We start from the raw sequence: 26,671 nt of genomic DNA, 5'->3' as shown, positions 1-26,671 counted from the left end.
CAGTCCCAAACATTCTAGCATATTTTCCAAATTAGCGCTCGCTGATTGGAACATATTTTTGCATGCCTGGTCCAACATACTCAGCACGTGGACGGATTAGGCGGTTGTTAGCATATTGCTCAAGGATGTGTGCCACCCAACCTGAAGTACGTGATACTGCGAAAATTGGTGTGAACAGGTCATGATCAATACCTAAAGAATCATACACTGACGCAGAGAAGAAATCTACGTTTGCAGGTAATTTCTTTTGTTCTACGATCATGTCATGGATTTTAACTGACATTTCATAAAGCTCTGGTTTACCAGTTAGTTCAGTTAATTTTTTAGACATTACACGTAAATGCGGAGCACGTGGGTCGCCTTTACGATATACGCGGTGACCGAAGCCCATGATTTTTTCTTTGTTGTCTAATTTATTTTGAATGTAAGATTCAACATTTTCAAGTGAGCCGATTTCAGTTAACATTTTCATAACTTGCTCATTTGCTCCACCGTGAAGTGGTCCTTTTAATGCACCGATTGCTGCAGTTACACCTGAATAAACGTCTGATAATGTAGCTACACATACACGTGCTGTAAATGTAGATGCATTTAATTCATGGTCAGCGTGTAATACTAATGCTTTGTCAAATGCTTCAATTTCAATAGCTTCTGGCTCTTCACCTTTTAGCATGTATAAGAAGTTTGCAGCATATCCTAGTTCTGGTTTTGGCGCAACTGGCTCTAAACCTTTACGAACACGTGCAAATGCAGTTACTACTGTCGCAATTTTAGCTTGTAGACGAATTGCTTTACGGTAGTTTGCTTCTGGATCCATAACATCCGCTTCTTCATCGAATACACCAAGTAAAGATACTGCAGTACGCAATGCAGCCATTGGATGTACAGTTGAAAGTGGGTATGTTTTAAATTGGTCGACAATCGCTTGCGGAATTGACATGTTGTCTGCCAATTGTTGTTTTAATTCAGCTAGCTCGTCCTCTTTTGGTAAACGAGTATGCCATAACAAGTAAATTACCTCTTCGAATGACGCATTTTCTGCTAAATCATCAATGTTGTAACCAACATATGTAAGTGTGTCATCGATAATTGAACTGATTTTAGATTCCGCTGCTACGATACCTTCTAAACCTTTAGTTGCTGACATAAATTATCGCTCCCTCATACTTATTTTTTTGTTGCAAATGCGTTTTTTATGTTGCATTTACGAATTTTGCTCATATGAACCATTAAGTAAATCGCTTACATTGCTATTATAATCATTTTTGACAGCTTTGTGAATGAAAATCCTCCAAATAAAGAAAAAGACGTCCGAACGACTATATAACTGTCCTAAAGAGATTTTTTTGTATATTTTGACATTAATTTATTAATTGGTTTGGGGTGAATTTGTAAAAATGAGGAATTTAAAATATTTTTCATACGAAAGAACTACAAGTGTTTTGTTTTTTATCTTTTATTTAGTCATACTTTGGTTTGTATTACCTGTTTCACTTGCAATTTTTTTGTCATTTTCAACGTATCCTATCATAAATTTTTTACATAAATATTGTAGGATTGCGTATTGGATCGCAGCAATTGTTGTGGAAGTATTGATATTAACATGTATTTTTCTGTTAGTTGTCATAACGATAAACAGTATTATCGTTATCTTTCCAGAAATTCGAGAGACACTACAAAATTTCCCGCTTTTCAGTGAGTATGAATCCATGTTTGTACAAGTATTAAAAGAAAAGTCACTGTCCATTTTCGACTCTATCATCATCTACACAGCAGATCTTTTCCAATTATTAATGAAGCATGTCATTGAGGTATTCATCTTTTTAGTCGCTTATTACTTTGCGCTTCTAGAAACTCGTAAATCACGCTATTGGTTCTTTCAATATGTGCCTAAAAAATATCGGCAAGAGTGGCAATCTCATTTTGCAAAAATCATGCAGCTCTTTCATTACTTCTTATTTGTGGAGTTTCAATTATTTACGATTACCCTACTCATTCTTTGTGCAGGGTTTATGATTCTTCAATTTGAACAAGCCATCATTAAAGCATTTATTGTAGCATTTGCAGATGTACTACCGTTTTTCGGAATCGGCGTTTTTCTTGTGCCAATGAGCATTTATTTTTATTTCAATGGCAATACCTTTTTATGTGTAGCCATTTTACTACTATATTTATTTGTACAATTAACAAGGCAGCTAGCCGATTCGATGCTTTGGTCCAATACGCTTCAGCTACGCACGTTCCATACATTCTTTATCAGTGCTGCCTCTATTCTATTATTTGGCTTTTATGGTATCTTGCTGAGCCCTATCTTTTTATTTCTAGCCGTAAAACTCAAGGAAAACTCTATCTTTGAACGATAATGAATTTACCTTTTTTCATTTTTTTACGCATCCAGTAATAGACAATGGGTTGGAACATTTTTCGAGAAAATGGCATGAGTAGGAATAAACCTAGGACATCTGTTAAAAATCCAGGTAACGCTAAAAGCAAACCACCACCAAAAGTTAAGAAAGTATCCACTAATGCAGCTCCTGGTGCTTCTCCACGTGCCAATGTATTTTTAACATTTTGAACAGAATTCATACCTTTATTCTTCATGATATAAATCCCAATAATACTCGTAGCCATAATGAGCAATAAAGTACTTAAAACGCCAATATTTTGTCCAATGACTATTAATAACGCCAATTCGGCTAATGCGTAGACAATGAAACCAAGAAAAATTTTTCGCATATTTTTCTCCTTTCTACTTGAAAAGCTATACCTTTTATACGTTATTATAGCCCGTTTAGTTTCATAAAAAAAATGAATACACCTATTCAAAGAGAAAGCAACTTCTGTTAGAGGAAGAATAAAATAGTTTCCAGAAAGAGTGTGTACAACCTTTATGAAAAAGCTCTAGTACAACAAACCGCACTAGAGCTTTTTGTTAATGATTAAAGAACACTTGCATGCCCCTTGTAAATAACACCTGTTTCAGCGTCCATTGTAATTTCTTGACCATGACGAATTAATGTAGTTGCTTCTTTTACGCCAACGATTACTGGAATACCTAGGCTTAGCCCTACAACTGCCGCGTGGCTAGTTAGCCCACCTTCTTCAGTAATCAGACCAATACAATTTTCTAAAGCTGGCATCATATCACGATCTGAACCAACTGTGACAATGATGCATCCATCTGTATCGTAGGCAAGTGCCTCAGCTGCATTTTTAGCAACCACTGTTTTACCAACAACGGATGCTTTTCCAATTCCTTGTCCACGAGCAAGTAAATCACCAATAATGTGTACTTTCATTAAGTTTGTTGTACCCGCTTCACCAACAGGCACCCCTGCTGTAATGACAACAGCGTCGCCATGAGTAACAAAACTATGCTTTAAGCTTTCATCTACAGCTAGCTCTAAAATCTCATCTGTTGTTGTCACGCGTTGACACACAATTGGGTATACGCCCCATACTAGTGTTAATGTATGAGCTGTATTTGTAGAGCCCGTTACGGCTACAATTGGCACTCCTGGTCGATATTTTGCAATCATTCTCGCTGTATTGCCACTTTCAGTTGGAGCTAATACGGCTTTCACCCCTAAATTGATAGAAGTATAAGCTACAGCTTGAGAAATGGCCTCTGTCATATTTGCTTCTTTCTCACGACTACGTGCAGAAACAATTGATCTATAATCTAATGAATTTTCAGTGCGTTGTGCAATTTTATTCATCGTTTGTACTGATTCTACTGGATAAAGACCTGCGGCAGTTTCTCCAGATAACATGATAGCATCTGTTCCATCAATAATTGCGTTGGCTACATCACTTGCTTCTGCACGTGTTGGTCGTGGGTTACGTTGCATGGAGTCTAACATTTGTGTTGCCGTAATTACTGGTTTACCAACTTGATTACATTTTAGAATCAATTTCTTTTGTACAAGTGGTACTTCTTCTGCTGGAATTTCAACACCAAGATCTCCACGAGCAACCATTAAACCGTCCGATACTAGGATGATTTCATCGATGTTATCGACACCCTCTTGGTTTTCGATTTTTGGGATAATGTGAATATGACTACCACCATTTTGTTCAAGCAATTCACGAATTTCAAGAACATCTTTTGCACGACGAACAAATGAAGCGGCAATAAAATCAACACCTTGTTCGATACCAAATAAAATATCTTGTGCGTCTTTTTCTGTGATACCTGGTAGTTGTACAGAAACACCTGGGACGTTAACTCCCTTTTTATTTTTTAGAACGCCAGCATTTTCAACAATTGTATGAATTAATCCTTTTTCCATATCTGTTGCTAATACACGTAGTTGAATAAGACCATCATCAAGTAAAATAATTGAATTTTGCTCAACGTCTTCAATTAAGCGCTCATACGTGACAGAGAAGCTCGTCTCAGTACCTTCTACTTCAGTCATTGAAATATCTATTACTTGACCTGCTGACAAATGAAGCTCGCCATTTTTCATGTTATGTGTACGAATTTCCGGACCCTTTGTATCAAGTAAAATTCCCACTGGTTTATTTAATTTTTGTGCCACTTCACGAATTAAATGAATACGTCCTGCATGTTCTTCATGAGATCCGTGTGAAAAATTCAAGCGGGCAACATTCATACCTGCTTCGATTAATTTTTCTAAAGTTTCTGGTGACTCACTTGCAGGTCCAATTGTACATACGATTTTAGTTTTTCTCATTTTTGCCCACTCCGTTTTATAACAAATTATATTGATAGTTCTTTCATTAGTGTATAAAGGCTAACATCTGCCTCATGATTCTTTTCAAAAGCCTCTGGCATATCGTAATCAATGACTTGATGATTGCGAATACCTACTGCTCTACCAGCTTTGCCCTCCATTAGTAATTCAACTGCATGTGCGCCAAACTGACTTGCTAGTACACGATCTCGTGCTGTTGGTGAACCACCACGTTGAATATGACCTAATACTGAAACACGCGTTTCTTTTCCTGTTTTTTCTTTTAACAGCTTTGCCAGTTCATTTCCAGACATAACACCCTCTGCAACAATAATAATGCTATGCTTTTTACCACGTGCCGCACCACGATCTAAGCGTGCGACAATATCGTCTAAATTATAATCTTCTTCTGGAATTAAGACTGTTTCAGCACCGGCCGCAAGACCTGCCCATAAAGCGATATCTCCTGCATCCCGGCCCATGACCTCTACAATGAAAGAATTCTCATGAGATGTAGCAGTATCTCGGATTTTATCAATGGACTCTACGACTGTATTAAGGGCCGTATCAAAGCCGATTGTGTATTCTGTTCCTGGAATATCATTGTCGATTGTTCCAGGTACACCTACAACAGGGAAGCCTTTTTTCACTAAATCCATCGCACCTCGATAGGACCCGTCACCACCAATGACAACAAGTCCTTCAATTCCAGCAGCTCGTAAATTTTCAATACCTCGTTGCTGGACAGCATCTTCTTTAAATTCTGGACATCTTGCTGAATTCAAATGCGTACCACCGCGTTGAATAATACCACCAACTGCACCTAAATCAAGTTCTTCCATATTACCTTTTACTAAGCCTTCATAACCATGCTTAATTCCGACAACATCGATTCCATGAAATGCTGCCTTACGAACTACCGCTCGAATAGCTGCGTTCATTCCAGGCGCATCTCCACCACTAGTTAATACAGCAATTTTTTTCATTGTCGAACCTCCTGCAGTTACTATTATTATTCACATTAACATGAAAAAACAAACTATGTAAGGGTTCTGAGGATACAAAAACATAACTTTTACATAAAAAATGAAAAGAATGCGCTTTCACACACTCTTTCCACCTTAAAATATCCTAAATCTAACATTTTTTCAAGAAGTCTGGCGTTTATTTCGCGCTATTTTCTTCTTTCATTTTTATAGCTTTTTAATATGTTAAGATACAAATTCTGTCTCTTAACGAGCAAATTTATAGCTTTAGATTTTTATACACTATTAAGGTAAAGAACATTCATCTGTTACGAACAAACAGAATTACGCTTCTGTATATTGTCCAATTTTTTTAAATTTTTCATAACGATCTTCAATTAATTGTTCTCCATTTAGAGAATTTAATGCATGAAGTGTGTCACTAATGCATTCTTTAATAGAAAGAGCCTGCTTTGCTACATTGCGATGTGCTCCACCAATAATTTCAGGAATAATGCCATCAATTACACCAAGCTCTTTTAAATCAGGTGCTGTAATACGCATTGCTTCCGCTGCCTGCTTTGCAAGACTACCATCACGCCATAAAATAGATGCTGCCCCTTCTGGAGAAATAACAGAATATGTTGAGTTCTCTAGCATAAAGACACGGTTTGCTACACCTAATGCTAGTGCACCACCGCTTCCTCCTTCACCAATAACGATACTAATTACGGGCACAGTTAAACCAGCCATTTCAACAAGATTTCTAGCGATTGCTTCACTTTGACCACGTTCTTCAGCAGCTTTCCCTGGGTATGCACCTTTTGTATCGATAAAACAAATAATTGGTCGTTTAAATTTTTCAGCTTGCTTCATCAAGCGTAGCGCTTTTCGATAGCCCTCTGGATGAGGCATACCAAAATTACGACGTATATTTTCCTTTGTAGACTTACCACGTTGATGTCCAATTATCGTTACTGGTTGCCCTTCAAAAATGCCAATCCCACCAAGAATGGCTGCATCATCACCAAATGTACGATCACCATGTAATTCAATAAAATCTTCACATATCGCTTCAATATATTGGAGTGTTGTAGGTCTTTCTGGATGTCTTGCTACTTGTACACGATCCCACGGCTTCATATTGGCATAAATCGATTGCTCTAATTGCGATAAACGTGTTTCAAGCTTTTCAATTTCACCTGACATATCTACTTCTGCTTCTGCAGCAATTGTTTTTAATTCATCAATTTTCTCTCGTAATTGTACGACTGGTTCTTCAAATGCTAAATTTTTAGACATGTTGCACGCCGCCTTTCGTATGCATTTTTACAAGTAATGAAACTTGTTTACGTAAATCCTTGCGATGGAAAATGGCATCAAGCTGACCATGCTCTAATAAAAATTCTGCTGTTTGGAAATCACTTGGCAATTTTTCTCGTACAGTTTCTTCAATTACACGACGACCTGCAAAGCCAATTAATGCCTGTGGCTCTGCAATATTTATATCACCAACAGAAGCAAAGCTTGCGGAAACCCCACCTGTTGTTGGATGCGTTAAAATAGAAATAAACAATAACCCTTGATCACTGTGACGTTTTAAAGCCACACTTGTTTTCGCCATTTGCATTAACGATAATACGCCCTCTTGCATACGGGCACCACCACTGGCAGTAAAGATAATAAATGGTACACCTAGTTCAGTTGCCTTTTCCACTGCTCGTGTAATTTTTTCTCCGACAACTGAGCCCATTGAACCCATACGGAAGTGAGAATCCATAATCGCTACGACAATTTCTTCTCCATCTAATGTACCGACACCTGTTAGAACAGCCTCGTTCAAGCCTGTTTTCTCTTGGTCTGCTGAAATTTTTTCAACATATGCTGGGAAATTCAGGGGATTACTAGTTTGTAAATGGTCATCCATTGATTCGAATGAGCCTTCATCTAAGAAATAGTCCACACGCTCTTGTGCCGTCATTTTGAAATGATGACTACATTTTGAACATACTTTATGGTTTTTTTCTAATTCCTTTGTCAGTTGAATGTGACGACATTCAGGACATTTTGTCATTAACCCTTCCGGAAATGCCTTTTCTTGCCCATCCTCTTTCTTTTTTCGATTACCACTAAATAAGCTACGTATTGCCATGTTCGACTCCCCCTTTGTTGTTGTCTAAATGCTCTGTACAGTACTCATCCACTGCTCATAAGCTTTTAATGCTTCTTTTTCGTAACCAAGCTGCATCGATTTCAACATTGTTTGAATGATTATTTTTTCATCTTCTGTTGAGTTTCGATTTAAACGGTCGCCATCATAAGCTGCTAATTGAAACCAGATTTTTAATGAAAGACGATTACCTGTCGTAATTAATAATTCTCGCAAAATATCTCGACAATTAACCGTACCTTCTATTTCTAGTTTCACAAAAAAACTATCCCACACAGGTAGTGTGCGAAGAATCTCTGTACAACTTATTACGCGGATTGCTTCCATTTCATGAATTTGTCGCGTTAATTCGACATCTTTTTTTGATTTTTCATCTTCTAATATAAACATCGACAGTATTTCTACGAGCTGATGCTTATGTGTGGACGCAAGAAAAGTACCACCACCATGTCTCGTTTCAATAAGCCCTAGCAACTCTAAGCTTCGCAATGCCTCTCTCACAGAGGATCGCCCGACACCTAGACGCTCTGATAGAACTCGTTCTGAAGGCAGTTTTTCACCTGCTTGAATTTTTTCCAATTTAATGAGTTGACGTAGTTGTTGGACGATTTCTAAAAACACTTTCTTTTGTTCGGTTTTTTTATCCATACGACTAACTCCCCTTATCAAAAAAGTGGTCTGACCACTTTTTAACGTTGTCTCTAGCTTACAAAATAACTGTTCAAAAGTAAAGAAAAAACTGCATAAAATTTAATGCAGTTTCTCAATTCTTGTTTCATTTTATATCTTTTTCGTCGTTTGCGCATGTTTTACTTTGATTTGTGGCTTGCCAAAACGTCTCTCCAAGACACCATCAATCAACAGCATTTCCTCCTCTAACAGCAGGTCTTGGACCAATTGAAAAGTTTGTGGGAAAAATGTAATTGAAACCGTTCCAAACTCATCCTGTAGCTGAACAAAAGCCATTTGCTCACCTTTTTTTGTACGAATTTTCTTCACTTCTTCAATCATACCAATCATTCTTATAGAAGTACCATCACGCTTCTGCTTTAACTCTCGGCAAGTACTATTGACATCCCCCCAGTATAGTCTTTCTTGTGCTACTGGATGTGTAGAAATATAAAAGCCCAAGCTCTCTTTCTCATGCATCAATTTTTCCTTCTGAGACATTTCTTCTGCCTGCATATATTTGGGCTTACCAAAACTAAATGCCATAGCCGACGCCAAATCAATGTCTTCAGTTGGCCGTAAAAGCTCTGCGTGTTTCAAAGCTGCGTCTACTGTCATGATGAGGACTGCTCTGTCTTTTTCTAGATAATCAAGCGCCCCAGCATAAATTAATGATTCCATCACTTTTGGTTTAAAATGCTGCGCACTTAAGGCAACAGCCAGGTCAAATAGGTTATTTAATACCTCTGGATTTGTTTGACGGAGCCCATGCATTTTTTCTATCAAAGTATGGGGCACACCTTTGATTCCTGATAAGCTGTAGCGAATGCCTTCATTTTCTACAGTAAAATACTTGGTACTGTTTTTTAAAGAAGGTGGATAAAATGGGATACCCTTATCTTTTGCCTCATGGACAAGTTGTTGAATCTTTTCTACATTTCCCGTTGCATTGGATAATAAAGCTGCATAAAAGCTTTGAGGGAAATGTGCCTTTAAATAGGCCATTTGATAGGAAATAACACTATAGGCCACAGCATGACTTTTAGGGAAACCATAATCCGCAAAGCGTACAATCAATTCATAGACTTCTTCTGCTACACGCTGATCAAAGCCTTGGCTTAACGCCCCATGAACAAAGGCAGTACGTTGTTCCTCTAAAACTTGACGATTTTTTTTACTCACTGCACGGCGAAGTAAATCTGCCTGTCCCATTGTAAAGCCTGCCAGTACTGATGCAATTTTTATAATTTGTTCTTGATAAACAATCACACCAAAGGTCTCTTGTAAAATAGGCTCTAGCACAGGATGTGGCATCGTCACCTTTTCTCTGCCAGCTTTCCGTTTTGCATAGACAGGAATAAAATCCATTGGTCCTGGACGATAAAGTGCGTTTACAGCCACAATATCTAAAAAGCTTGTAGGACTGATATCACGTAAAGCTTGCTTCATACCGTCTGATTCTAATTGAAAGATCCCCAGCGTGTCCCCTCTTTGTAAAAGCTGAAACGTCTTGTCATCATGCATCGGAATTCGTTCAAATTCTATCCAGGGACCCCCCGCTTTATAAATAGACCAACGTATTTGCTCTAAAATAGTAAGGTTGCGCAAGCCTAAGAAATCCATTTTAACGAGACCACACGCTTCAATATCTCCCATTGGCCATTGCGTACTATAAATACCATCATGCCCTTCTTCAATCGGTACAGTATTCACTAAAGGTGATGGAGCGATCACAATACCAGCTGCATGTGTAGAAGAATTTCTTGGTAGACCTTCTAATTTTAGCGCTACCTCGTACCAACGCAGATGGTTATCATTTTCTGCTAGCCAACCTTGAAAATCCTGTGACTCAGCCACAGCTCTTTGCAATGTCATTCCTGGCTTATTTGGAATCATCTTCGAAATTTTTTCTAGCATCTCCGCATCAAAGCCAAAAACCCGCGCAACATCCCTTGCAACTGCTTTTGCAGACAATGTACCAAATGTAATAATTTGCGCTACATTTGCCTTGCCATATTTTTGGGCAACATACTGAATTACTTGATGTCTTTTACTATCAACAAAATCGATATCAATATCAGGTAAAGTGATTCTTTCTGGATTTAAAAAGCGTTCAAATAATAAACCATAGGCAAGTGGATCTACTTGTGTAATGGAAAGACTATACGCCACAAGTGAACCTGCTGAGGAACCACGTCCAGGTCCAGTCAAAATTCGATTTTCTTTCGCATAACGCATGAAATCCGCTACAACTAAAAAATAGTCAGCAAAGCCCATAGAGCAAATGATTTCAAGCTCATACTGTAGGCGTTCACGGTAGGCAACGGGTATTGCGATTTGCTTAAATCGCTCTTCTAATCCAGCAAATGCTTCTTTAACAAGCAAGCTTTCAGCCGTTTCACCTTCAGGTACAGGAAATTTAGGCATTTGCACAGGCATTTCAGGTATATAAGCTTTACAGCTAACAAGCATTTTCATACTGGAATCAAGCCAATCTGGTCGATCAGCAAACCAATTTTGCCATTCATATGCTGTTGGGGCAAAATAGCCTTGTACATCAGCCGTTTGCATAGTATTTCCAAGCTTTTCCCCTGTATCAATTGCTCTTGCTACTTCATAAGCAAAATGATCTTCTGGACGCAAGAAATAACAGCTTTGAGAGGCTACAAGCGGAATGGCATGTTCTTCACACCAGAAAACGAATTCATCTTCATGTTGAGTCTTTTCCCCTCCTGGTCTAGCAATTCCCATATAAAATTGATGACCAAATAGCTGAACCAATGCAGAAACCATTGCCTGCCAGTCATCTAAATCCGTTAAATCATTAGCAGAAAGTAGAGCTACACAGCCTGCTGAATACCCCTCAAGCCACTTCCATGGCAGCACCTCGTCTTGTCTAATGGATATCGCACTACTAACCTTTAATAAATGTTGATAGCCTTCCTGCGTCTGCGCATACAGTACGAGGGGAAGCGTTGTTTCATGCCACTGTATGTTAACCGAAAGCCCAATAACAGCATGAATATTTGCTTGCTGCAATGCTTTACAAAAAGGCAAAAGCCCGTACAATTTCGTATTAACGATTGCACAGGCTTGTGTCTTTTGTTCTTGTAAAAAAGGAATCAATTGCTCAAGCCGAATTGTGCTTTTCAATAAATCCGCGCTCGTATGCATCTTTGTATATACATGTGTCAAATGAATCCCTTCCTTTTCTCTGTTAATGATACGCTTTACAAATCTCTTGTAATCTTGAAATAACGAGGTCTGCTTCTTCCCACGAATAAGCAGTAGCTCCAGAAGCAAGCGGGTGTCCGCCTCCGTTAAATTCCTTCGCTAATGTATTGATAACGGGACCCTTTGAACGCAATCGTACACGGATCTGATCCCCTTCTTCAATGAACACAACCCATGAACATATACCTTTAACGCTGCCAAGACAACCTACTAATAAAGAAGCCTCAGATGGCACAGTATCATGCTCTGCCAGTAATTCCTTTGTCAGCTTCACATAGGCAGCTCCATGTTCGTTCATTGTAAAGTTTTGATAAATATACCCTTGTAAATTAAGTAACTTTTGCTCCATTTCGTACATGCCATCAAATAGTTGATTTCGATCAAAATCATATGTAATCAGGTCAGCAGCAACTTTAAATGTTTTCGTTGTTGTACTTGGGAATTGAAATCTACCTGTATCGCCTACTATTCCTGCAAATAATAAGCGCGCAGCAGCATCTGAAAGTTTCCAGTTTGCTACTTCCTTGCCTTCTTCATATAATTCGTAGATCATTTCACTACAAGAGCTTGCTGTTGTGTCCACCCATAAAAGATCACCATAAGCATCATCATTTGGATGGTGATCAATTTTTATCACCATTTTGCCCTTTGTATAACGTTGATCGTCAACACGTTCTGTATTAGCCGTGTCTGTGACAATTACTAAAGCATTGTCATACACTTCATCCGCTATTTCATCCGGCTGTGCCATAAAAGATAAGGACGTATCATGTTCCCCTACAGCGAAAACCTTTTTCTCAGGATAATTGGCTAAAATAATCTCTTTTAAGCCTTGCTGTGAGCCATAAGCATCAGGATCAGGACGTACATGACGGTGAATAATGATCGTTTCATTGGCCTCAATTGTGTCGATGATTTGTCTTTTCACAATAATTTCCCCCAAAATGATAGTAAGAACCGTTAGCATTTTTACATAATTATCGTTACAATAATGTCTAGTTATGCTAGGAGGTTTACTATGCTCAATTTAATATTTGTGTTTGCGATAATCATATCTTTTGTTTTTTATTTTTATTTTAAAACAAAACAGTTCCGTTCTCCATTACCTATTGCTAAAAACTGGTATAAAAGTAAAGCGAACATCGGCTTAGGTTCCTTAATTTTGTCCTTCGCTTTAAATCAAGCTTATTTATTCCCGGGCTTATTTACATTTATTATTGTAGCAATTCTTGTCGCGCTCGGCATCTTAGTTCTTTTAGAAAATATAAAAAAAGCACGCCATTATGGACAATTTGTTGAGGAAGAATTCCGCATTAATCAATAATATATGTAACAAAGGGATGACCAAGCAATTGCGCTAGGCCATCCCTTTTCAATACTTAACGTTCTAATAGTTGGAACATCATCATTGCCTTACCAACAAGTATTTGTTGATTATACACTTCAAAATCCATTTTCACAAACTTACGACTCATGTCTAAAATTCGAGGCTTAACAGTAAGCGTACTTTCCATTTGAACAGGCTTTATAAAGTAAATCGTCATATTCTCTGCCACTGCATCCCCACGTTTACGACGTTTTAATGCAAATGAACCGACCTCAGCTAGTAAAGTTGTAAAAGCACCGTATGAAATTGCCCCATATTGATTGGTCATTTGTGGTGTGACTTTAAACTCAACAATGAGTTCTTCATCACCTAGTACCTTCATTTCATTTTTCACTAAATCATCAATCGTTTCACCATGCTGCGGCTGCCTTTGTGCTAATTGCAATGCCTTCAGCACATCCTGACGGCTAATGACACCTTGCAGAATATTGTCATCATTAACAATTGGTAGAAGATCAATTCCTTCCCAAATCATTCGATGTCCAGCAGAAGCGACACTCATTTTCATGGAGCCAGCAATCGGATTTTTCGTCATCACTTTTTCGATAAGCTCGTTTTCTTCACGCCCAATAACGTCTTTGACGGTAATCATACCGACGAGTTTATTTTGGTGTGTGACCACAGGAAATGCACCATGTGTCGTACGTTCATTCAGCTTCTGGAAATGATAGATCGTTTCATCATTTTTTAACGCTGCTGTGTCAGTCATTGGGACATAAATGTCTTCAATAAATAAAATATCTTTTTTGATTAATTGGTCATAAATTGCCCGGTTAATCATTGTTGCGACCGTAAACGTATCGTAGCTTGTTGAAATGATTGGTAAATCTAATGAATCTGCAAGCTGCTTATTATCTTCCGTTGTATCAAAACCGCCAGTGATTAAAACAGCTGCACCCGCTCGAAGGGCATTTTCATGTGCTTTAATACGGTTACCAACAATCAATAAGCTACCTGCATCTGTGTAACGCATCATGTCCTCTAATTGCATAGCACCGATAACAAATTTTGTTAATGTTTTATGTAGACCTGATTTTCCACCTAAAACTTGGCCATCTACAATATTGACAATTTCTGCAAAAGTTAAGCGCTCAATATTTTCTTTCTTTTTTTTCTCAATACGAATTGTTCCAACACGTTCAATCGAACTTACTAAGCGACGATTTTCGGCCTCCTTTATTGCACGGTAAGCCGTCCCTTCACTCACTTGCATTTCCTTTGCAATTTGACGTACTGAAATTTTATCGCCCACGGGTAGTGATTCGATGTATTGTAAAATTTTCTCATGTTTTGTAGACAAAATATCACCTATTTCCTAAGCTTCAATTCTGCTCTTAGTGTACCATATTTTTTAAGAAAATATTTAATATAAAGTGATGAAATTGTTTAACTTTTCCCATCATTTCAACTACCAGCGTGGTGTCAATTCATATAGTACAGCATTACCATCGATTAGAAACAGTTTACTTTTTCTCCAGCTTTCAAAATTTGAACCTCTGTATTTTGCACTAGATCTGCAAAAATTTGTGGATCTTGCTCGATTGGTGGGAATGTATTGTAATGAATCGGTACGACAATTTTCGGCTTTAAAAACGAAACTGCGCAAGCTGCATCCTCAGGTCCCATTGTAAAATTATCACCAATAGGTAAGAATGCAATATCAATCGGATGTCGTTCACCAATTAGTTTCATATCACCAAATAGAGCTGTATCACCAGCATGATAAATCGTTAATCCCTCAACAAATAATAAAATTCCAGCTGGCATGCCCATATAAATTATTTCGTTATTATCTGTTACATAGGAAGATCCATGAAAGGCTTGTGTAAACTTTACTTTACCGAAGTCAAATTCCTTCGCACCACCTATATGCATTGGATGTGTTTTTACACCTTGCCAAGAAATCCAATTAGCCAGCTCATTTGGCGCAATAACTAATGCATCTTTTTTCTTCGCCAACTCTACTGTATCTCCAACATGATCATTATGCCCATGTGTAAGTAAAATAATATCTGGCGCTTCATTAGCTACTTTTAAGTCTGTTTGCCCATTGCCATTAATAAAAGGGTCAATTAATATCGTTTTTCCATTTGTTTGAATTTTGACAACTGAATGCCCATGATAACTTATTTCCATCTTAAAATCCTCCTCGATTAACAAAGTACAGTCCAACATTTTAATTCGCTACCCATGCGCTTTTTCCCTTTTTTTGATATGCTTGTACAGAGAATAATCGTCGTATTCTCTAACAGCCTTATACCCTGTTAGAGCACAATTATTCAGTACTAGATAAGAATCCTCGCTACTTTTTAAGCAGTCGAAGCTTTCTTACGTAAAATTTTCCATGTAATAAAAGGAGGACATATTGATGTCAAAGGTTGAAGAAATCCAACGTTACTTGCAGCAAAATCACATCGATGCAGCATTCGTAACAACACCTGACAATGTTTTTTACGTTTCAGGCTTTAAAAGTAATCCACATGAAAGATTACTAGGAGTCATGATTTTTAAAGATGCGGAGCCTTTTCTAATTTGTCCACAAATGGAGATTCCAGATGCGAAGGCTGCTGGTTGGTCTTATGAAGTGATTGGCCATCAAGATACAGAAAATTCGATGGAAGTTCTTGCCCAGGCCATCGTAGCACGTCAAATCAATCCAGCTACATTTGCTATTGAAAAGGCACAGCTCATCGTTGAGCGTTTGGAAGCTTTACAGCAATCTTTCCCTCAAGCTAGCTTTGTGCGTCTTGATGAAAAGATTAATGCGATGCGCGTAATCAAAGATGAAAGTGAATTAGAAAAATTACGTAAAGCTGCAGAGTTAGCTGATTATGCAATTGAAATCGGTTGCAAGGAAATCGCTGAAGGTAAAACAGAAATGGAAATTCTAACAGCGATCGAAAGTGCCATTCAAGATAAAGGCTGTAAAATGTCCTTTGAAACAATGGTATTGAGTGGTCCAAAGACTGCCTCTCCTCATGGGAAGCCAGGTGCACGTAAAATTGAAAAGGGCGATATGGTACTATTTGATCTTGGTGTTATTTACGATGGCTATTGCTCAGATATTACACGTACTGTTGCTTTTGGTGAGCCAAGTGAAGCTCAAAAAGAAATTTATCATGCCGTTTTAGCTGCCAACACAAATGCTGTCGCAGCAGTGAAACCAGGTATTCGTGCGATGGATTTAGACAAAATTGCACGTGATACAATTACTGAGGCTGGTTATGGTGAATATTTCACGCACCGTCTTGGACATGGTCTTGGTATTTCTGTGCATGAATTCCCATCTGTTACAGGTGCTAATGAAATGACGATGGATGAAGGTATGGTCTTTACGATTGAGCCTGGTATTTATAAATCAGATGTAACTGGCGTACGTATTGAGGATGATGTTGTTGTAACAAAAGATGGCGTTGAGGTATTAACAAAGTTCCCAAAAGATTTAATCGTTCTATAATGCAAAAAAGGAAGCAACTAGTGTGCTTCCTTTTTCTATGTCCTGCATGGTTTATTGAATTAACTCATCCACATTGACAAATGGTAGACCTTGTGAATCTGCCACTGCTTTATAAACAAGTTGTCCATCTAATGTATTCACACCTTTTTTCAGTGCTGCATTATCAAGGCAAGCTTGTTTGTAGCCTTTGTTTGCAATTTGAAGTGCATATGGAATAGTATTATTTGTTAAAGCAATTGTAGAAGTACGTGGTACCGCACCAGGCATATTTGCAACTGCGTAGTGTACTACACCATGCTTCACATATGTTGGATCGTCATGTGTTGTCACACGATCAGAAGAAGCAAAAATACCACCTTGGTCAATGGCGATATCGACTACAACAGAGCCAGCTTGCATGGATTGAATCATTTCTTCTGATACAAGTTTTGGAGCTTTTGCGCCTGGGATTAACACCGCACCAATGACTAAGTCTGAATTTTTCACTGATTCTGCAATATTATATGGATTAGACATTAATGTTTGAACATCACGCCCAAACATATCTTCTAATTGACGTAAACGTTCTGGGCTTAAATCGATAACTGTCACATCAGCACCCATACCAACAGCGATTTTCGCAGCATTTGTTCCTGCAATACCACCACCGATTACTGTGACTTTCCCACGTTGTACGCCTGATACGCCACCTAGTAAAATACCTTTACCAGCATGGTTTCTTTCTAAAAACTGAGCACCAATTTGTGTAGCCATTTTACCAGCAACCTCACTCATGGGTGTTAACAAAGGTAATGAACCATTTGCTAATTGTACTGTTTCGTAGGCAATTCCTACAACTTTTTTATTTAAAAGTGCCTGAGTTAATTCAACCTCTGGCGCTAAGTGTAAATACGTGAATAAAATTTGGCCTTCATAGAAGTAATCATACTCAGAAGCAACTGGTTCTTTTACCTTCATAATCATTTCTTGTGACCATGCTTCCTTAGCTGTTTGAACAATATGCGCACCAGCTGCAATGTAATCAGCATCCGTAAAGCTTGAACCTAGCCCCGCTCCTGTTTCAATGTACACTTCATGACCTGCATGTGTTAAAGTGACAACTCCTGCTGGTGTCATTGCTACACGATTTTCGTTGTTTTTAATTTCCTTTGGAATACCAATCTTCATTGTTTCCTATCCCCTTCCATAACGTAAGAAATAAGCATCATTTATGTAACTAAACTTGATGCACCCCTTGCCATTCCATATTACCAAACAATTGCAAAAAAAGCTTTAACTAATGCAAATACAGATAAAATTTATAAGATTTACAAAATAACAAATATTCAAACGTTGTATAACATGATAAATTATTATATTTAGAAACTAAAAAGGAGACTAAATAGAAGTTAATGAGGCTCATTCATGAGCAGTTGCAAACACACGAAAAACGTTTGCACACTGCAAATAGTGGGAATTAAGTAATTATATTTAATTAGCATTTCTTTATGAAATGCCTTCACATTTTCATAATTTTTCTTACGGAAAGTATTTCCTTTAGAAAATCATTTGGTATAATCAACATATACAAATCAGGGAGGTTTTTCAAATGGCTAATCATTATAAAAGCATTGTTGTTGCAGTAGACGGTTCAAAAGAAGCTGAATACGCGTTTCGTAAATCAATTGATGTTGCAAAACGAAACGAAGGTGCAGTATTAAATCTAGTAAATGTAATCGATACTCGTTCATTTGCTGCTATCGAAGCATATGACCGTTCCATCGCAGAACGTGCTCAAGCATTTTCTGAAGAACTATTAAATGGTTACAAAAAGCAAGCTGAAGATGAAGGTTTAGCGAATGTTAATCTTATCATCGAGTATGGCTCTCCAAAAAATATCATAACAAAAGAGCTTTCTAACATCGTAGACGCAGATTTAATCATTTGTGGTGCAACTGGTCTAAATGCAGTAGAACGCTTCCTAATCGGTTCTGTATCTGAAGCTATTGTACGTTCAGCTAAATGTGACGTACTAGTTATCCGTACACCAGAAAACTAATTTGTAATACATAAAAAGGTATCCTTGAATAGGATACCTTTTTACTTGTATTGACTTCATGAGCAATTACTTGCCCTCTTTCCACATCTTCACTTTTTCAAAGAATAGCGCAAGAGCTTGCTTATTCTGCATATTTGGCACTTTAGCTAATAGAACTTCTTTAGGTGCTTTCAATTCCTTCGATTGTTTTTGTAAAATCACAATGCTCTTCTCAAGTGTCTTATTAGCAAACATGGCATCAGGTAATTGAATAATCGCTTGAATCCACGCATGCTTTTGAATGTACTTGTGTAATTGCTTAGACTGCTCTGACTCAAAAAGATGAGATGGTGCAAGGAAAAATAAATAGCCGCCATTCTTTGTATAGTTCATTGATTGCTCGATGAATAAATGATGGGCATAACTCATCCCCTCTGCTGGACATAATTCATAATCGAGCGCCACTTCTTCATTTGGATAATAACCTACAGGTAAATCACAAACAACGGCATCAACTGGATTGACCAATAAATCTTCTAAGGCATCTTGACGGTATAAAGAAATAGGCTGTTCTGATAGATCAGCAGTAGCCGCAGCAAGGCGAATAAGTAGCTCATCAACCTCTACACCTGTTGCTTCCACTTTCCCATCTAATAAATTCATAACCGTTAGTAATAAATTGCCTGTGCCTACTGCTGGGTCCATGATCGAAATCTTTTCATTTTCAAGACGCTCTGCAAAAATTTGCTCCACAAAGTAGCCCACTAATAACCCTAACGTATCAGGAGTCATTTGATGATTCGGCTGTGAGCCTTTGCGCATCCCTTTTAAAATAGCAATTTGAATAGCTTTACGAATATCCTCTTTTGTTGCACCTTTTTGAGAAAAATCTACTTCGCCATCAAGCCATGCCTCTAACCCATCTAATAATCCTTCTAGTAACGTTATATTGTGTTCTTTTTCGATTTTTTCGGCATGCTCATTTAGCAAACCAAATAACTTCTCGATATTTTCCATATCTAACTTCCTTTCACGCAGAAAAGAGCCGTGACAAACACTTGTCACAGCCCCTTTGTCTAGTATTATCTTAGCCTAAAAGCAGCTTATTATGCTAGTGCTTTGACAGCTGCAATGGCCGCTTCATAGTTTGGATGATCTGTAGCTTCAGGTACATATTCAACATATGTTACTTTATTGTTTGCATCCACAACGAATACTGCACGTGTCAGAAGACGTAATTCTTGAATGTACACACCATATGCTTCACCAAATGAAAGGTCGCGGTGATCTGATACAGTTTGAACTGCATCAATACCTGCTGCACCACACCAGCGCTTTTGAGCGAATGGAAGATCCACAGATACCGTATAAATAACTACATTGTCACCTAAATTAGCTGCTTCCTCATTGAATCGACGTGTTTGCGCATCACATACACCAGTATCTAATGATGGGACAACACTAAATAAACGAATTTTTCCTTCTGAATCATTTAATGTTACAGGTGATAGGTCATTCGCTAATACCGTAAAATCTGGAGCTTGATCGCCCACCTTTACTTCATTTCCTACTAGTGTCACTGGACCATTTTTAAATGTTACTTGTGCCATACAAACGCCTCCTAATCTTCATATGTACATAATATTACTAAATGAAGGGAATTAATTGCAACTATGATAGCTTACATACTTAGAAATAGATAAGACTGTCTCCTAATTTGAGACAGCCATTTGTTTATTGTTCATTTTTTTCCTCTAGCTTGGCTAGTTCTAGTTTTTCTTCTTGTTCAGTAGTTTCTATAATCTCTTCTTGCTTTGGTAAAGTAGTTGGTGTTGAATCCTTTTCAATAAAGATTTTTTCGTGCACCACTGTTGTATCGGCAAAATAATCATGTAAACCTTGATTTTCTGGTAAAATCACTACCAAAATATACAGTGGCATAAAAATATTATTGATGATACGCCCAATCCAATCACGGAATAACACATCTGACCAAGTTAGCTGATCATGCTTTAATGAAATCACACGTAATCCAAATACCATTTTCCCTAATGTTTGCCCAAAGAACTTTGTCATCAACACAAAATAGCTATAGTAGAAGATTGCTGTAATAATAGAAATCGGCGCGTACCAAACAGAATCAGATAAGGACCAATCCATCAGATAAAAAATAGGATTAACGAGTATTCCACCTACAGCAGAAATAATGAATCCATCTAATAAAAATGCCCAAAATCGTACCCAAAAACCAGCAGTTTTTAATGCATAGTTTTTATGCTTTGCTGATTCTCCTGATGTCTTCATAAGAAAGCCATTTTCCATAGAGGGTGAACCTTGCATAACAATTTCATTGTTTGTCATTGTGCTCCCCCCCTAGTATTCCCCGTATAGATACATCATTTTCGGTGCGCTATAGTCCGTCATGATTTTCATTAGCATTTTCTCTTCTGCAGATGGACCAAACATGGAGCCAATTTTCATACCAACGTATGATTGCCAGCCACCCATATCATATGAATACTCAAATAAAGCGGCATCTTCAAGTCCATAATCTTCACGAAGAGCTGCAATGGCCGCTTCTTCATCACCAATTTCATCAATTAATCCTGCTTCAAGCGCTTTTGTACCACCAAGAATACGACCATCTGCAACCTTCTTCACTTCTGCTTCAGACATATTACGTCCCTGTTCTACAATATCTACAAATTCTTCGTACGTTTCATTAATCATATCTTGCATCATTGCACGTTCCTCTGCTGTCACTTCACGCATTGGGCTTAGCATATCTTTATGCTCCCCTGATTTAAACGTCTCAAATTTAACACCAACTTTTTCAGCCAGCTCTTGATAGTTAATGGATTGCATGATGACACCAATAGAACCTGTTATTGTATCACGATGGGCAAATATTTTATCTGCAGGTGCCGAAATATAATAACCACCTGAAGCGGCCATAGAATCCATTGATACATAAATTGGAATTTGTCGTTCTTCTTTAATTTTCAGAAGCTTTTTATAGATTTCTGCTGATTCCTTCACACCACCACCTGGTGAATTGACGCTTAAAACAACACCCTGTATGGACTCATCATATAAAATATTATCCAATTGTTCTAAGAAAAATTGATGATCATAGGCAACTGGTTGCCACAATGTACTTGAGCCAATATCTTGAATCGCTCCATCTACCTTTAAATAAGCAATTCGCTTATCAAAATTTTCCCCTTCAATTACATTTTCATATACATCTAAATTATTACCTGCCATTAAACTATCAAAATTACCTAGGAAATCTGCTTTAAAAAGCGCAAAAATGGTGTTAATTCCTAATGAAAATAGTAAAAGAACACCTGCAACTACTAAAGCAACCCACCTTTTTACATTCATGTCTTTCCGCCTCCTTAACACGTAATACGTATGAATTACACATTTGTTTCATTTTTTTGCAATAATACTATGCAAAAAGCTTTATGCTATTTATTTCCTTATCCTACCTTACCTAAAAAAATTAAAAAAATCAAAGTCCATACCTTTGCATGAACTTTGATTTTCGACATTATTTCCTAGGAAATGATCATGATTGGAGTTGTTTGATTTCTTGTTGTCGTAATTCGACACGTCTAATTTTCCCTGAAGATGTTTTCGGTAGCTCCTCTACAAATTCAATAGCACGTGGATATTTGTATGGAGCAGTCAGTGATTTCACATGACTTTGAAGTGTTTGAATAAGTGCTTCATCACCTTTTTCATCGTTGCGCAGAACAATAAATGCCTTGACAATATTTCCACGGACTTTATCAGGACTCGCAACCACTGCAGCCTCTTTCACAGTCGGATGCTTCATTAGGGCATCCTCTACTTCAAAGGGTCCAATCGTATAGCCTGAGGAAATAATGACATCGTCGCCTCGGCCATCAAACCAAAAATAGCCATCTTCATCTTTATAGGCACGATCTCCTGTAATATACCAATCCCCACGAAATTGTAAATTTGTACGTTCAGGATCATTTAAATATTTTTTAAAGAGGGCTGGTGTTTCACGATGAACAGCAATATCGCCCACTTCTCCCACAGTAACGGGTTTGCCCAAATCATTAATAATCTCAACGGTGTTGCCAGGAGTAGGTTTCCCCATAGAGCCAACTCGCGCCTCCATCCCCACCATTGTTCCCACCAATAATGTATTTTCCGTTTGCCCGTAGCCATCTCGTACTTGTAATTTGAATGTTTCCAAGAAAACTTTAATGATCTCACTATTTAAAGGCTCACCAGCTGATACAGCTTGGCGAATTGCACTTAAATCATATTCATGTAAATTTTCAAGCGCTGCCATAAAACGATATTCTGTTGGTGTACAGCATAGTACATTGATTTTGAATTTTTCAAGCAATGCTAAATAAGTAGCTGCTTCAAATTTACCTTTGTAGACAAATGCGGTAGCACCACTACCCAAAGTAGCAAGAAACGGACTCCAAATCCATTTTTGCCATCCTGGTGCTGCAGTTGCCCAAACAATATCATTTTCATGTACACCCAGCCAATGTGGTGCTGTTGTTCGTAAATGTGCATAGCCCCAACTATGAGTATGCACCGCTGCTTTCGGATTTCCTGTTGTTCCGCTTGTATAGGCTAAAAATGCATTGTCAGTGCTTTTAGTCGGGATAGGGTTTATGTAAGTTGTAGGTTGATTATGCATTTTTTCAAGTATGTTCTGCCAAGGTTCGTGTGCATGCCCTATGACAAATTGCAATATGCCTTGTAAATTCCCCACTTCATCAAATTGTTCAATATAAGGTTCAAATGCAATAACCGCTTTAGCATTGGCATGGTGAATACGATATTCAATATCTTTTGTTCTTAACATTTCTGAGCTTGGAATAATGGTTAAACCCGCTTTCAATGCAGCAATATACACAATATATGCTTCCACTGAACGTGGTACCATCACTAAAATGACATCACCTTTCTTTAAGCCTTGCTTGGTGAAAACATGTGCTGCTTGATTCGCTTTTTCCAATAAATGTGCATATGTAATAAATTGGACGTCTTGATTTTCTTCATAAATGATTAAAGCATTTTTTGTTGCATCCTGCGCATATTTTTCAATTTCCTCTGCTATGTTATACCATTCTGGTGCAACTAAATCTTGTCTTTTCATGGCAAATGCCCCCTTTTGCTATGACACATTATAAAACTCCTTTTTCATTATTTTCAATGGTTTACACTCAATTTCTTTAAAGTCATGACAACTATCATACTTTGCTATATGGCATCAGTCACGTTTTGTTTATAGGAAAACTAGTTATTGAATACATATGAAAAGTGTGGTACATTTTGGTCAACTAAATACAAGATTGCAGGGGGACTCGCAAGAGTTGAGAAGGTAAAACCTGACCCTTTGAACCTGTTAGTTAATACTGACGTAGGGAGCAATAGACATCGTTTTTTACAGATGAAAGGCTCTTTTTCGTGCATTTTTACACAAAAAGAGCCTTTTTTGCATGCTTACGTCCATCCACAGAGGAGGACTACAATGATATTTCAAACAATTCGTCAACAGCAACCACTCGTCCATTGCATCACCAATTATGTAGTGGCAAATTTTCAAGCAAATGGTTTATTAGCAATAGGTGCCTCACCGGTAATGGCTGATGACAGCCAAGAGACAGAGGAAATGGTAGCGATTGCTCAAGCACTATTAATTAATATTGGAACGCTTAATGATCGTACAAAAAGCGCCATGCTATTAGCAGGTAAAAAAGCGAATGCACTTGGTATTCCTGTTATTTTAGATCCTGTTGGCGTTGGAGCCACAACTTATCGTAAGGAAACCGTCAAACATTTACTTGAGAACATACAATTTGCTGTGATTCGCTGTAATCTTGGCGAGCTTGCTGCAATAGCCGGTGTAGATTGGCAACAAAAGGGTGTCGATAGTGGTCATGGCTCCATCGCTATGGAAGCAGAAGCCACATTATTGGCTCAACGCTATCAATGCATAGTTATTGTAACGGGGGAACGTGATTTTATAACTGATGGTAAGCATAGCCAATGGATTGCTGGTGGTCATCCACAAATGACGGAAGTAACGGGTACAGGTTGTTTACTAAGCGCAATTTGCGGTGCTGCCTATCGTGTTGGACCTAACCCTTACCAGCAATTAACAGAAACACTTACTTACTATAAAAAAGCAGGTTTACTAGCATCAGCATTTACTGCAGATATCGGTGATTTTCAAATCGCCTTACTTAATGCTATACATCGTTTGTCAAAGGATGGTGAAGCTTCATGCATATTGTAACGACGATTGCTGGCTCAGATAGCGGAGGCGGTGCTGGTATACAGGCTGATTTAAAAACATTTCAGGAATTAAAAGTGTTTGGCACCTCTGTCATTACAGCATTAACTGCACAGAATACATTGGGTGTAACAGGTGTTTACCCAATTGACGTTTCCTTTATAAAAAAACAATTCGAGGCCTTAGTAGAAGATTTTTCAATAACTGCAATTAAAACAGGAATGCTTTATTCCTCAGCTATTATCAAAACAATCGCAAGCATGATCGGTGAGCTAAACATTCCACTGATTGTTGATCCAGTGATGATTGCAAAAGGTGGAGAAAGCCTATTGCAGCAAGAAGCTATCGATGCACTATGCTCAACTTTACTACCACTTGCTACGGTTGTTACGCCCAATATACCCGAAGCAGAGACACTTACAGGGAGAACTATTCATCATTTTGAAGATATGAAAGAAGTAGCTCAAAGCTTGTTACAACTTGGTGTACAATGTGTCATCATCAAAGGTGGACATTTAACAGATCCACTTTATGCTATTGATTATGTATTTTTCAAAAATGGACGATCTTTTTCGATGCAGTCTCCTCGAATCCAAACAAAAAATACGCACGGTACTGGATGTACATTTTCAGCAGCACTTACTGCTTTTCTTGGACGGGGATTTGCTATGGAAGAAGCCATTATTGAAGCTAAAAAGTTTATCCAATTAGCAATTATGTATGATTTATCGATTGGAAATGGTCATGGACCCACAAATCATTTTGCTTATCAACAGCATAAGGAAGCCTGTGAGGTGATTATTCATGAAACGTAAGGATTTGCAGCTTTATTTTATTATGGGTACGAGCAATGTTCCTCATCATGAACAATCGATCTATATCCTAGAAAAGGCATTACAAGCAGGCATTACAATGTTTCAATTTCGCGAAAAAGGTCCTCATGCGTTAACTGGATTAGCCTATGAACAGTTTGCACGCCAATGTCAAAAACGATGTCATCAGTATAGTGTACCCTTTATCGTTAATGACGATGTCGAGCTAGCGATGCGACTCGGTGCTGATGGTGTTCATATCGGACAAGATGATTTACCTGTTGGAGTAGCACGTAAAAGAATTGGGAACATGATTCTTGGTGTTTCTGTCCATTCACAGGACGAATTGCAAACGGCTATTAACCATCAAGCTGATTATGTAGGGATTGGTCCAATCTTTGCAACATCTTCTAAAAGTGATGCACAACCACCTTGTGGCACATCTTTTTTACAGCAGGCTCATTATCTTCATCCTGAATTACCGATTGTAGCAATCGGAGGAATTAATTGTACAAATGCACATACTGTATTTCAAGCTGGTGCTGATGGTATTGCTGTGATTTCAGCTATCTGTCAAAGCGAAGATATTGAACATACAGTATCTACGTTTAAGTCTTTATGTCGTATAAATAAATGATCAATAAACAAACTAAAACCAGTGCCTTTTACGGTCACTGGTTTTAAGTTTATAAATGCTTAATCAGCATTTATTGGTTGTTTGGCATACCTTTTAATTGAGATTCTGCCATTTGTACAAGACGTTTAGTGATTTCACCACCAACGGAACCGTTGGCACGAGCTGAAGCTTCAGCTCCTAATTGAACACCAAATTCTTGTGCAATTTCGTATTTCATTTGATCAAGTGCTTGTTGTACACCAGGTACTGCAAGCTTGTTTGAACTGCGGTTGTTGTTTGAAGTCATGTCTCTCACCTCCTTGTGAATATAGAATGTGCGATATTA

25 protein-coding genes and 1 riboswitch are annotated in these 26,671 nt (G+C 38.0%); of the genes, 7 read left to right on the top strand and 18 right to left on the bottom strand.

Features of this window, described 5'->3' with window-relative positions; translation table 11 throughout:
• Window positions 1-31 precede the first annotated feature (31 nt).
• Window positions 32-1,147 carry a citrate synthase gene (gene citZ, locus ACEVFT_RS20945; protein WP_004226238.1) on the bottom strand — a complete coding sequence of 372 codons (1,116 nt, stop codon included), beginning with the start codon at window positions 1,145-1,147 and terminating at the stop codon, window positions 32-34.
• Window positions 1,148-1,397: 250 nt separating this feature from the next.
• Here citZ and ACEVFT_RS20940 point away from each other — a divergent pair, with 250 nt between their 5' ends.
• Window positions 1,398-2,363: an AI-2E family transporter gene (locus ACEVFT_RS20940; RefSeq protein ID WP_205444945.1), complete on the top strand. Its 966-nt coding sequence runs from the start codon at window positions 1,398-1,400 to the stop codon at window positions 2,361-2,363.
• Here ACEVFT_RS20940 and ACEVFT_RS20935 read toward each other — a convergent pair.
• From ACEVFT_RS20935 to ACEVFT_RS20900, 8 genes are all read right to left on the bottom strand, one after another.
• Window positions 2,347-2,736: an FxsA family protein gene (locus ACEVFT_RS20935; RefSeq protein WP_393951203.1), complete on the bottom strand. Its 390-nt coding sequence runs from the start codon at window positions 2,734-2,736 to the stop codon at window positions 2,347-2,349. The genes ACEVFT_RS20940 and ACEVFT_RS20935 overlap by 17 nt on opposite strands.
• 203 nt (window positions 2,737-2,939) lie before the next feature.
• On the bottom strand, window positions 2,940-4,700 hold the full coding sequence (gene pyk, locus ACEVFT_RS20930) for a pyruvate kinase (RefSeq protein ID WP_205444948.1): 1,761 nt from the start codon (window positions 4,698-4,700) through the stop codon (window positions 2,940-2,942).
• Window positions 4,701-4,726: 26 nt separating this feature from the next.
• Window positions 4,727-5,686 (bottom strand): 6-phosphofructokinase, encoded by a 960-nt coding sequence (gene pfkA, locus ACEVFT_RS20925; protein WP_205444950.1) that lies wholly within the window; start codon window positions 5,684-5,686, stop codon window positions 4,727-4,729.
• 324 nt (window positions 5,687-6,010) lie between these two features.
• Window positions 6,011-6,967, bottom strand: coding sequence for an acetyl-CoA carboxylase carboxyltransferase subunit alpha (locus tag ACEVFT_RS20920; protein WP_205444952.1), 957 nt, complete (start codon window positions 6,965-6,967; stop codon window positions 6,011-6,013).
• Complete coding sequence (gene accD, locus ACEVFT_RS20915; RefSeq protein WP_393951202.1) at window positions 6,960-7,817, bottom strand: acetyl-CoA carboxylase, carboxyltransferase subunit beta; 858 nt, start codon at window positions 7,815-7,817, stop codon at window positions 6,960-6,962. Before accD ends, ACEVFT_RS20920 begins: the two co-directional genes overlap by 8 nt.
• 24 nt (window positions 7,818-7,841) lie before the next feature.
• Window positions 7,842-8,483, bottom strand: a complete 642-nt coding sequence (locus tag ACEVFT_RS20910) for a FadR/GntR family transcriptional regulator (protein WP_205444955.1) — start codon at window positions 8,481-8,483, stop codon at window positions 7,842-7,844.
• 132 nt (window positions 8,484-8,615) lie between these two features.
• Window positions 8,616-11,699 carry a DNA polymerase III subunit alpha gene (gene dnaE / locus ACEVFT_RS20905; protein WP_393951201.1) on the bottom strand — a complete coding sequence of 1,028 codons (3,084 nt, stop codon included), beginning with the start codon at window positions 11,697-11,699 and terminating at the stop codon, window positions 8,616-8,618.
• A gap of 22 nt (window positions 11,700-11,721) precedes the next feature.
• Window positions 11,722-12,666 carry a DHH family phosphoesterase gene (locus tag ACEVFT_RS20900; protein ID WP_207794398.1) on the bottom strand — a complete coding sequence of 315 codons (945 nt, stop codon included), beginning with the start codon at window positions 12,664-12,666 and terminating at the stop codon, window positions 11,722-11,724.
• A 90-nt stretch (window positions 12,667-12,756) separates the two neighbouring features.
• Between ACEVFT_RS20900 and ACEVFT_RS20895 the strand changes: the two genes are divergently transcribed.
• Window positions 12,757-13,062 (top strand): YtpI family protein, encoded by a 306-nt coding sequence (locus ACEVFT_RS20895; protein WP_205444960.1) that lies wholly within the window; start codon window positions 12,757-12,759, stop codon window positions 13,060-13,062.
• A gap of 55 nt (window positions 13,063-13,117) precedes the next feature.
• On the opposite strand, the gene ACEVFT_RS20890 is transcribed toward ACEVFT_RS20895, so the two are convergent.
• Together ACEVFT_RS20890 and ACEVFT_RS20885 are read right to left on the bottom strand one after the other, a co-directional pair.
• Window positions 13,118-14,425, bottom strand: coding sequence for a DRTGG domain-containing protein (locus ACEVFT_RS20890; protein WP_393951200.1), 1,308 nt, complete (start codon window positions 14,423-14,425; stop codon window positions 13,118-13,120).
• A 152-nt stretch (window positions 14,426-14,577) separates the two neighbouring features.
• Window positions 14,578-15,261 (bottom strand): metal-dependent hydrolase, encoded by a 684-nt coding sequence (locus tag ACEVFT_RS20885; RefSeq protein ID WP_205444963.1) that lies wholly within the window; start codon window positions 15,259-15,261, stop codon window positions 14,578-14,580.
• Between the two features lie 232 nt (window positions 15,262-15,493).
• Between ACEVFT_RS20885 and ACEVFT_RS20880 the strand changes: the two genes are divergently transcribed.
• Entirely contained in the window at window positions 15,494-16,582 is a 1,089-nt protein-coding gene (locus ACEVFT_RS20880) for a M24 family metallopeptidase (protein ID WP_393951199.1), read from the top strand.
• 51 nt (window positions 16,583-16,633) lie between these two features.
• On the opposite strand, the gene ald is transcribed toward ACEVFT_RS20880, so the two are convergent.
• Entirely contained in the window at window positions 16,634-17,749 is a 1,116-nt protein-coding gene (ald, locus tag ACEVFT_RS20875; RefSeq protein ID WP_205444967.1) for an alanine dehydrogenase, read from the bottom strand.
• A gap of 421 nt (window positions 17,750-18,170) precedes the next feature.
• Between ald and ACEVFT_RS20870 the strand changes: the two genes are divergently transcribed.
• Complete coding sequence (locus tag ACEVFT_RS20870; protein ID WP_205444968.1) at window positions 18,171-18,620, top strand: universal stress protein; 450 nt, start codon at window positions 18,171-18,173, stop codon at window positions 18,618-18,620.
• Between the two features lie 66 nt (window positions 18,621-18,686).
• On the opposite strand, the gene ACEVFT_RS20865 is transcribed toward ACEVFT_RS20870, so the two are convergent.
• From ACEVFT_RS20865 to mbcS, 5 genes are all read right to left on the bottom strand, one after another.
• Window positions 18,687-19,616: a class I SAM-dependent methyltransferase gene (locus ACEVFT_RS20865; RefSeq protein WP_393951198.1), complete on the bottom strand. Its 930-nt coding sequence runs from the start codon at window positions 19,614-19,616 to the stop codon at window positions 18,687-18,689.
• An 89-nt stretch (window positions 19,617-19,705) separates the two neighbouring features.
• Window positions 19,706-20,209 carry a thiol peroxidase gene (tpx, locus tag ACEVFT_RS20860; protein ID WP_004226187.1) on the bottom strand — a complete coding sequence of 168 codons (504 nt, stop codon included), beginning with the start codon at window positions 20,207-20,209 and terminating at the stop codon, window positions 19,706-19,708.
• A gap of 124 nt (window positions 20,210-20,333) precedes the next feature.
• On the bottom strand, window positions 20,334-20,960 hold the full coding sequence (locus ACEVFT_RS20855) for an RDD family protein (RefSeq protein ID WP_342441203.1): 627 nt from the start codon (window positions 20,958-20,960) through the stop codon (window positions 20,334-20,336).
• A gap of 12 nt (window positions 20,961-20,972) precedes the next feature.
• The gene (gene sppA, locus ACEVFT_RS20850) at window positions 20,973-21,986 is read right to left on the bottom strand and encodes a signal peptide peptidase SppA (RefSeq protein ID WP_205444973.1); all 1,014 of its coding nucleotides are present in this window, start codon (window positions 21,984-21,986) and stop codon (window positions 20,973-20,975) included.
• Between the two features lie 187 nt (window positions 21,987-22,173).
• Window positions 22,174-23,757 (bottom strand): acyl-CoA synthetase MbcS, encoded by a 1,584-nt coding sequence (gene mbcS, locus ACEVFT_RS20845; RefSeq protein WP_393951197.1) that lies wholly within the window; start codon window positions 23,755-23,757, stop codon window positions 22,174-22,176.
• A 190-nt stretch (window positions 23,758-23,947) separates the two neighbouring features.
• Window positions 23,948-24,045, top strand: a riboswitch (TPP riboswitch).
• A gap of 87 nt (window positions 24,046-24,132) precedes the next feature.
• Here mbcS and thiM point away from each other — a divergent pair.
• The 3 genes from thiM to thiE are packed head-to-tail and all read left to right on the top strand — an operon-like array spanning window position 24,133 to window position 26,346.
• Window positions 24,133-24,900, top strand: coding sequence for a hydroxyethylthiazole kinase (gene thiM / locus ACEVFT_RS20840; RefSeq protein WP_393951196.1), 768 nt, complete (start codon window positions 24,133-24,135; stop codon window positions 24,898-24,900).
• Window positions 24,888-25,712 carry a bifunctional hydroxymethylpyrimidine kinase/phosphomethylpyrimidine kinase gene (gene thiD, locus ACEVFT_RS20835; RefSeq protein WP_393951195.1) on the top strand — a complete coding sequence of 275 codons (825 nt, stop codon included), beginning with the start codon at window positions 24,888-24,890 and terminating at the stop codon, window positions 25,710-25,712. The genes thiM and thiD overlap by 13 nt, the downstream gene beginning before the upstream one ends.
• Entirely contained in the window at window positions 25,702-26,346 is a 645-nt protein-coding gene (thiE, locus tag ACEVFT_RS20830) for a thiamine phosphate synthase (protein WP_393951194.1), read from the top strand. The genes thiD and thiE overlap by 11 nt, the downstream gene beginning before the upstream one ends.
• Before the next feature lie 70 nt (window positions 26,347-26,416).
• Here the strand turns inward: thiE and ACEVFT_RS20825 are convergent, their stop codons facing one another.
• Window positions 26,417-26,632 (bottom strand): alpha/beta-type small acid-soluble spore protein, encoded by a 216-nt coding sequence (locus ACEVFT_RS20825; RefSeq protein WP_036118875.1) that lies wholly within the window; start codon window positions 26,630-26,632, stop codon window positions 26,417-26,419.
• Between the last annotated feature and the right edge of the window lie 39 nt (window positions 26,633-26,671).

The sequence above is a fragment of the Lysinibacillus sp. PWR01 genome, assembly GCF_043359455.1.
Lineage (GTDB): Bacteria > Bacillota > Bacilli > Bacillales_A > Planococcaceae > Lysinibacillus > Lysinibacillus fusiformis_F.
Note: the sequence above shows the minus strand (reverse complement) of the source record. Positions and strands in the feature narration are given on the sequence as shown.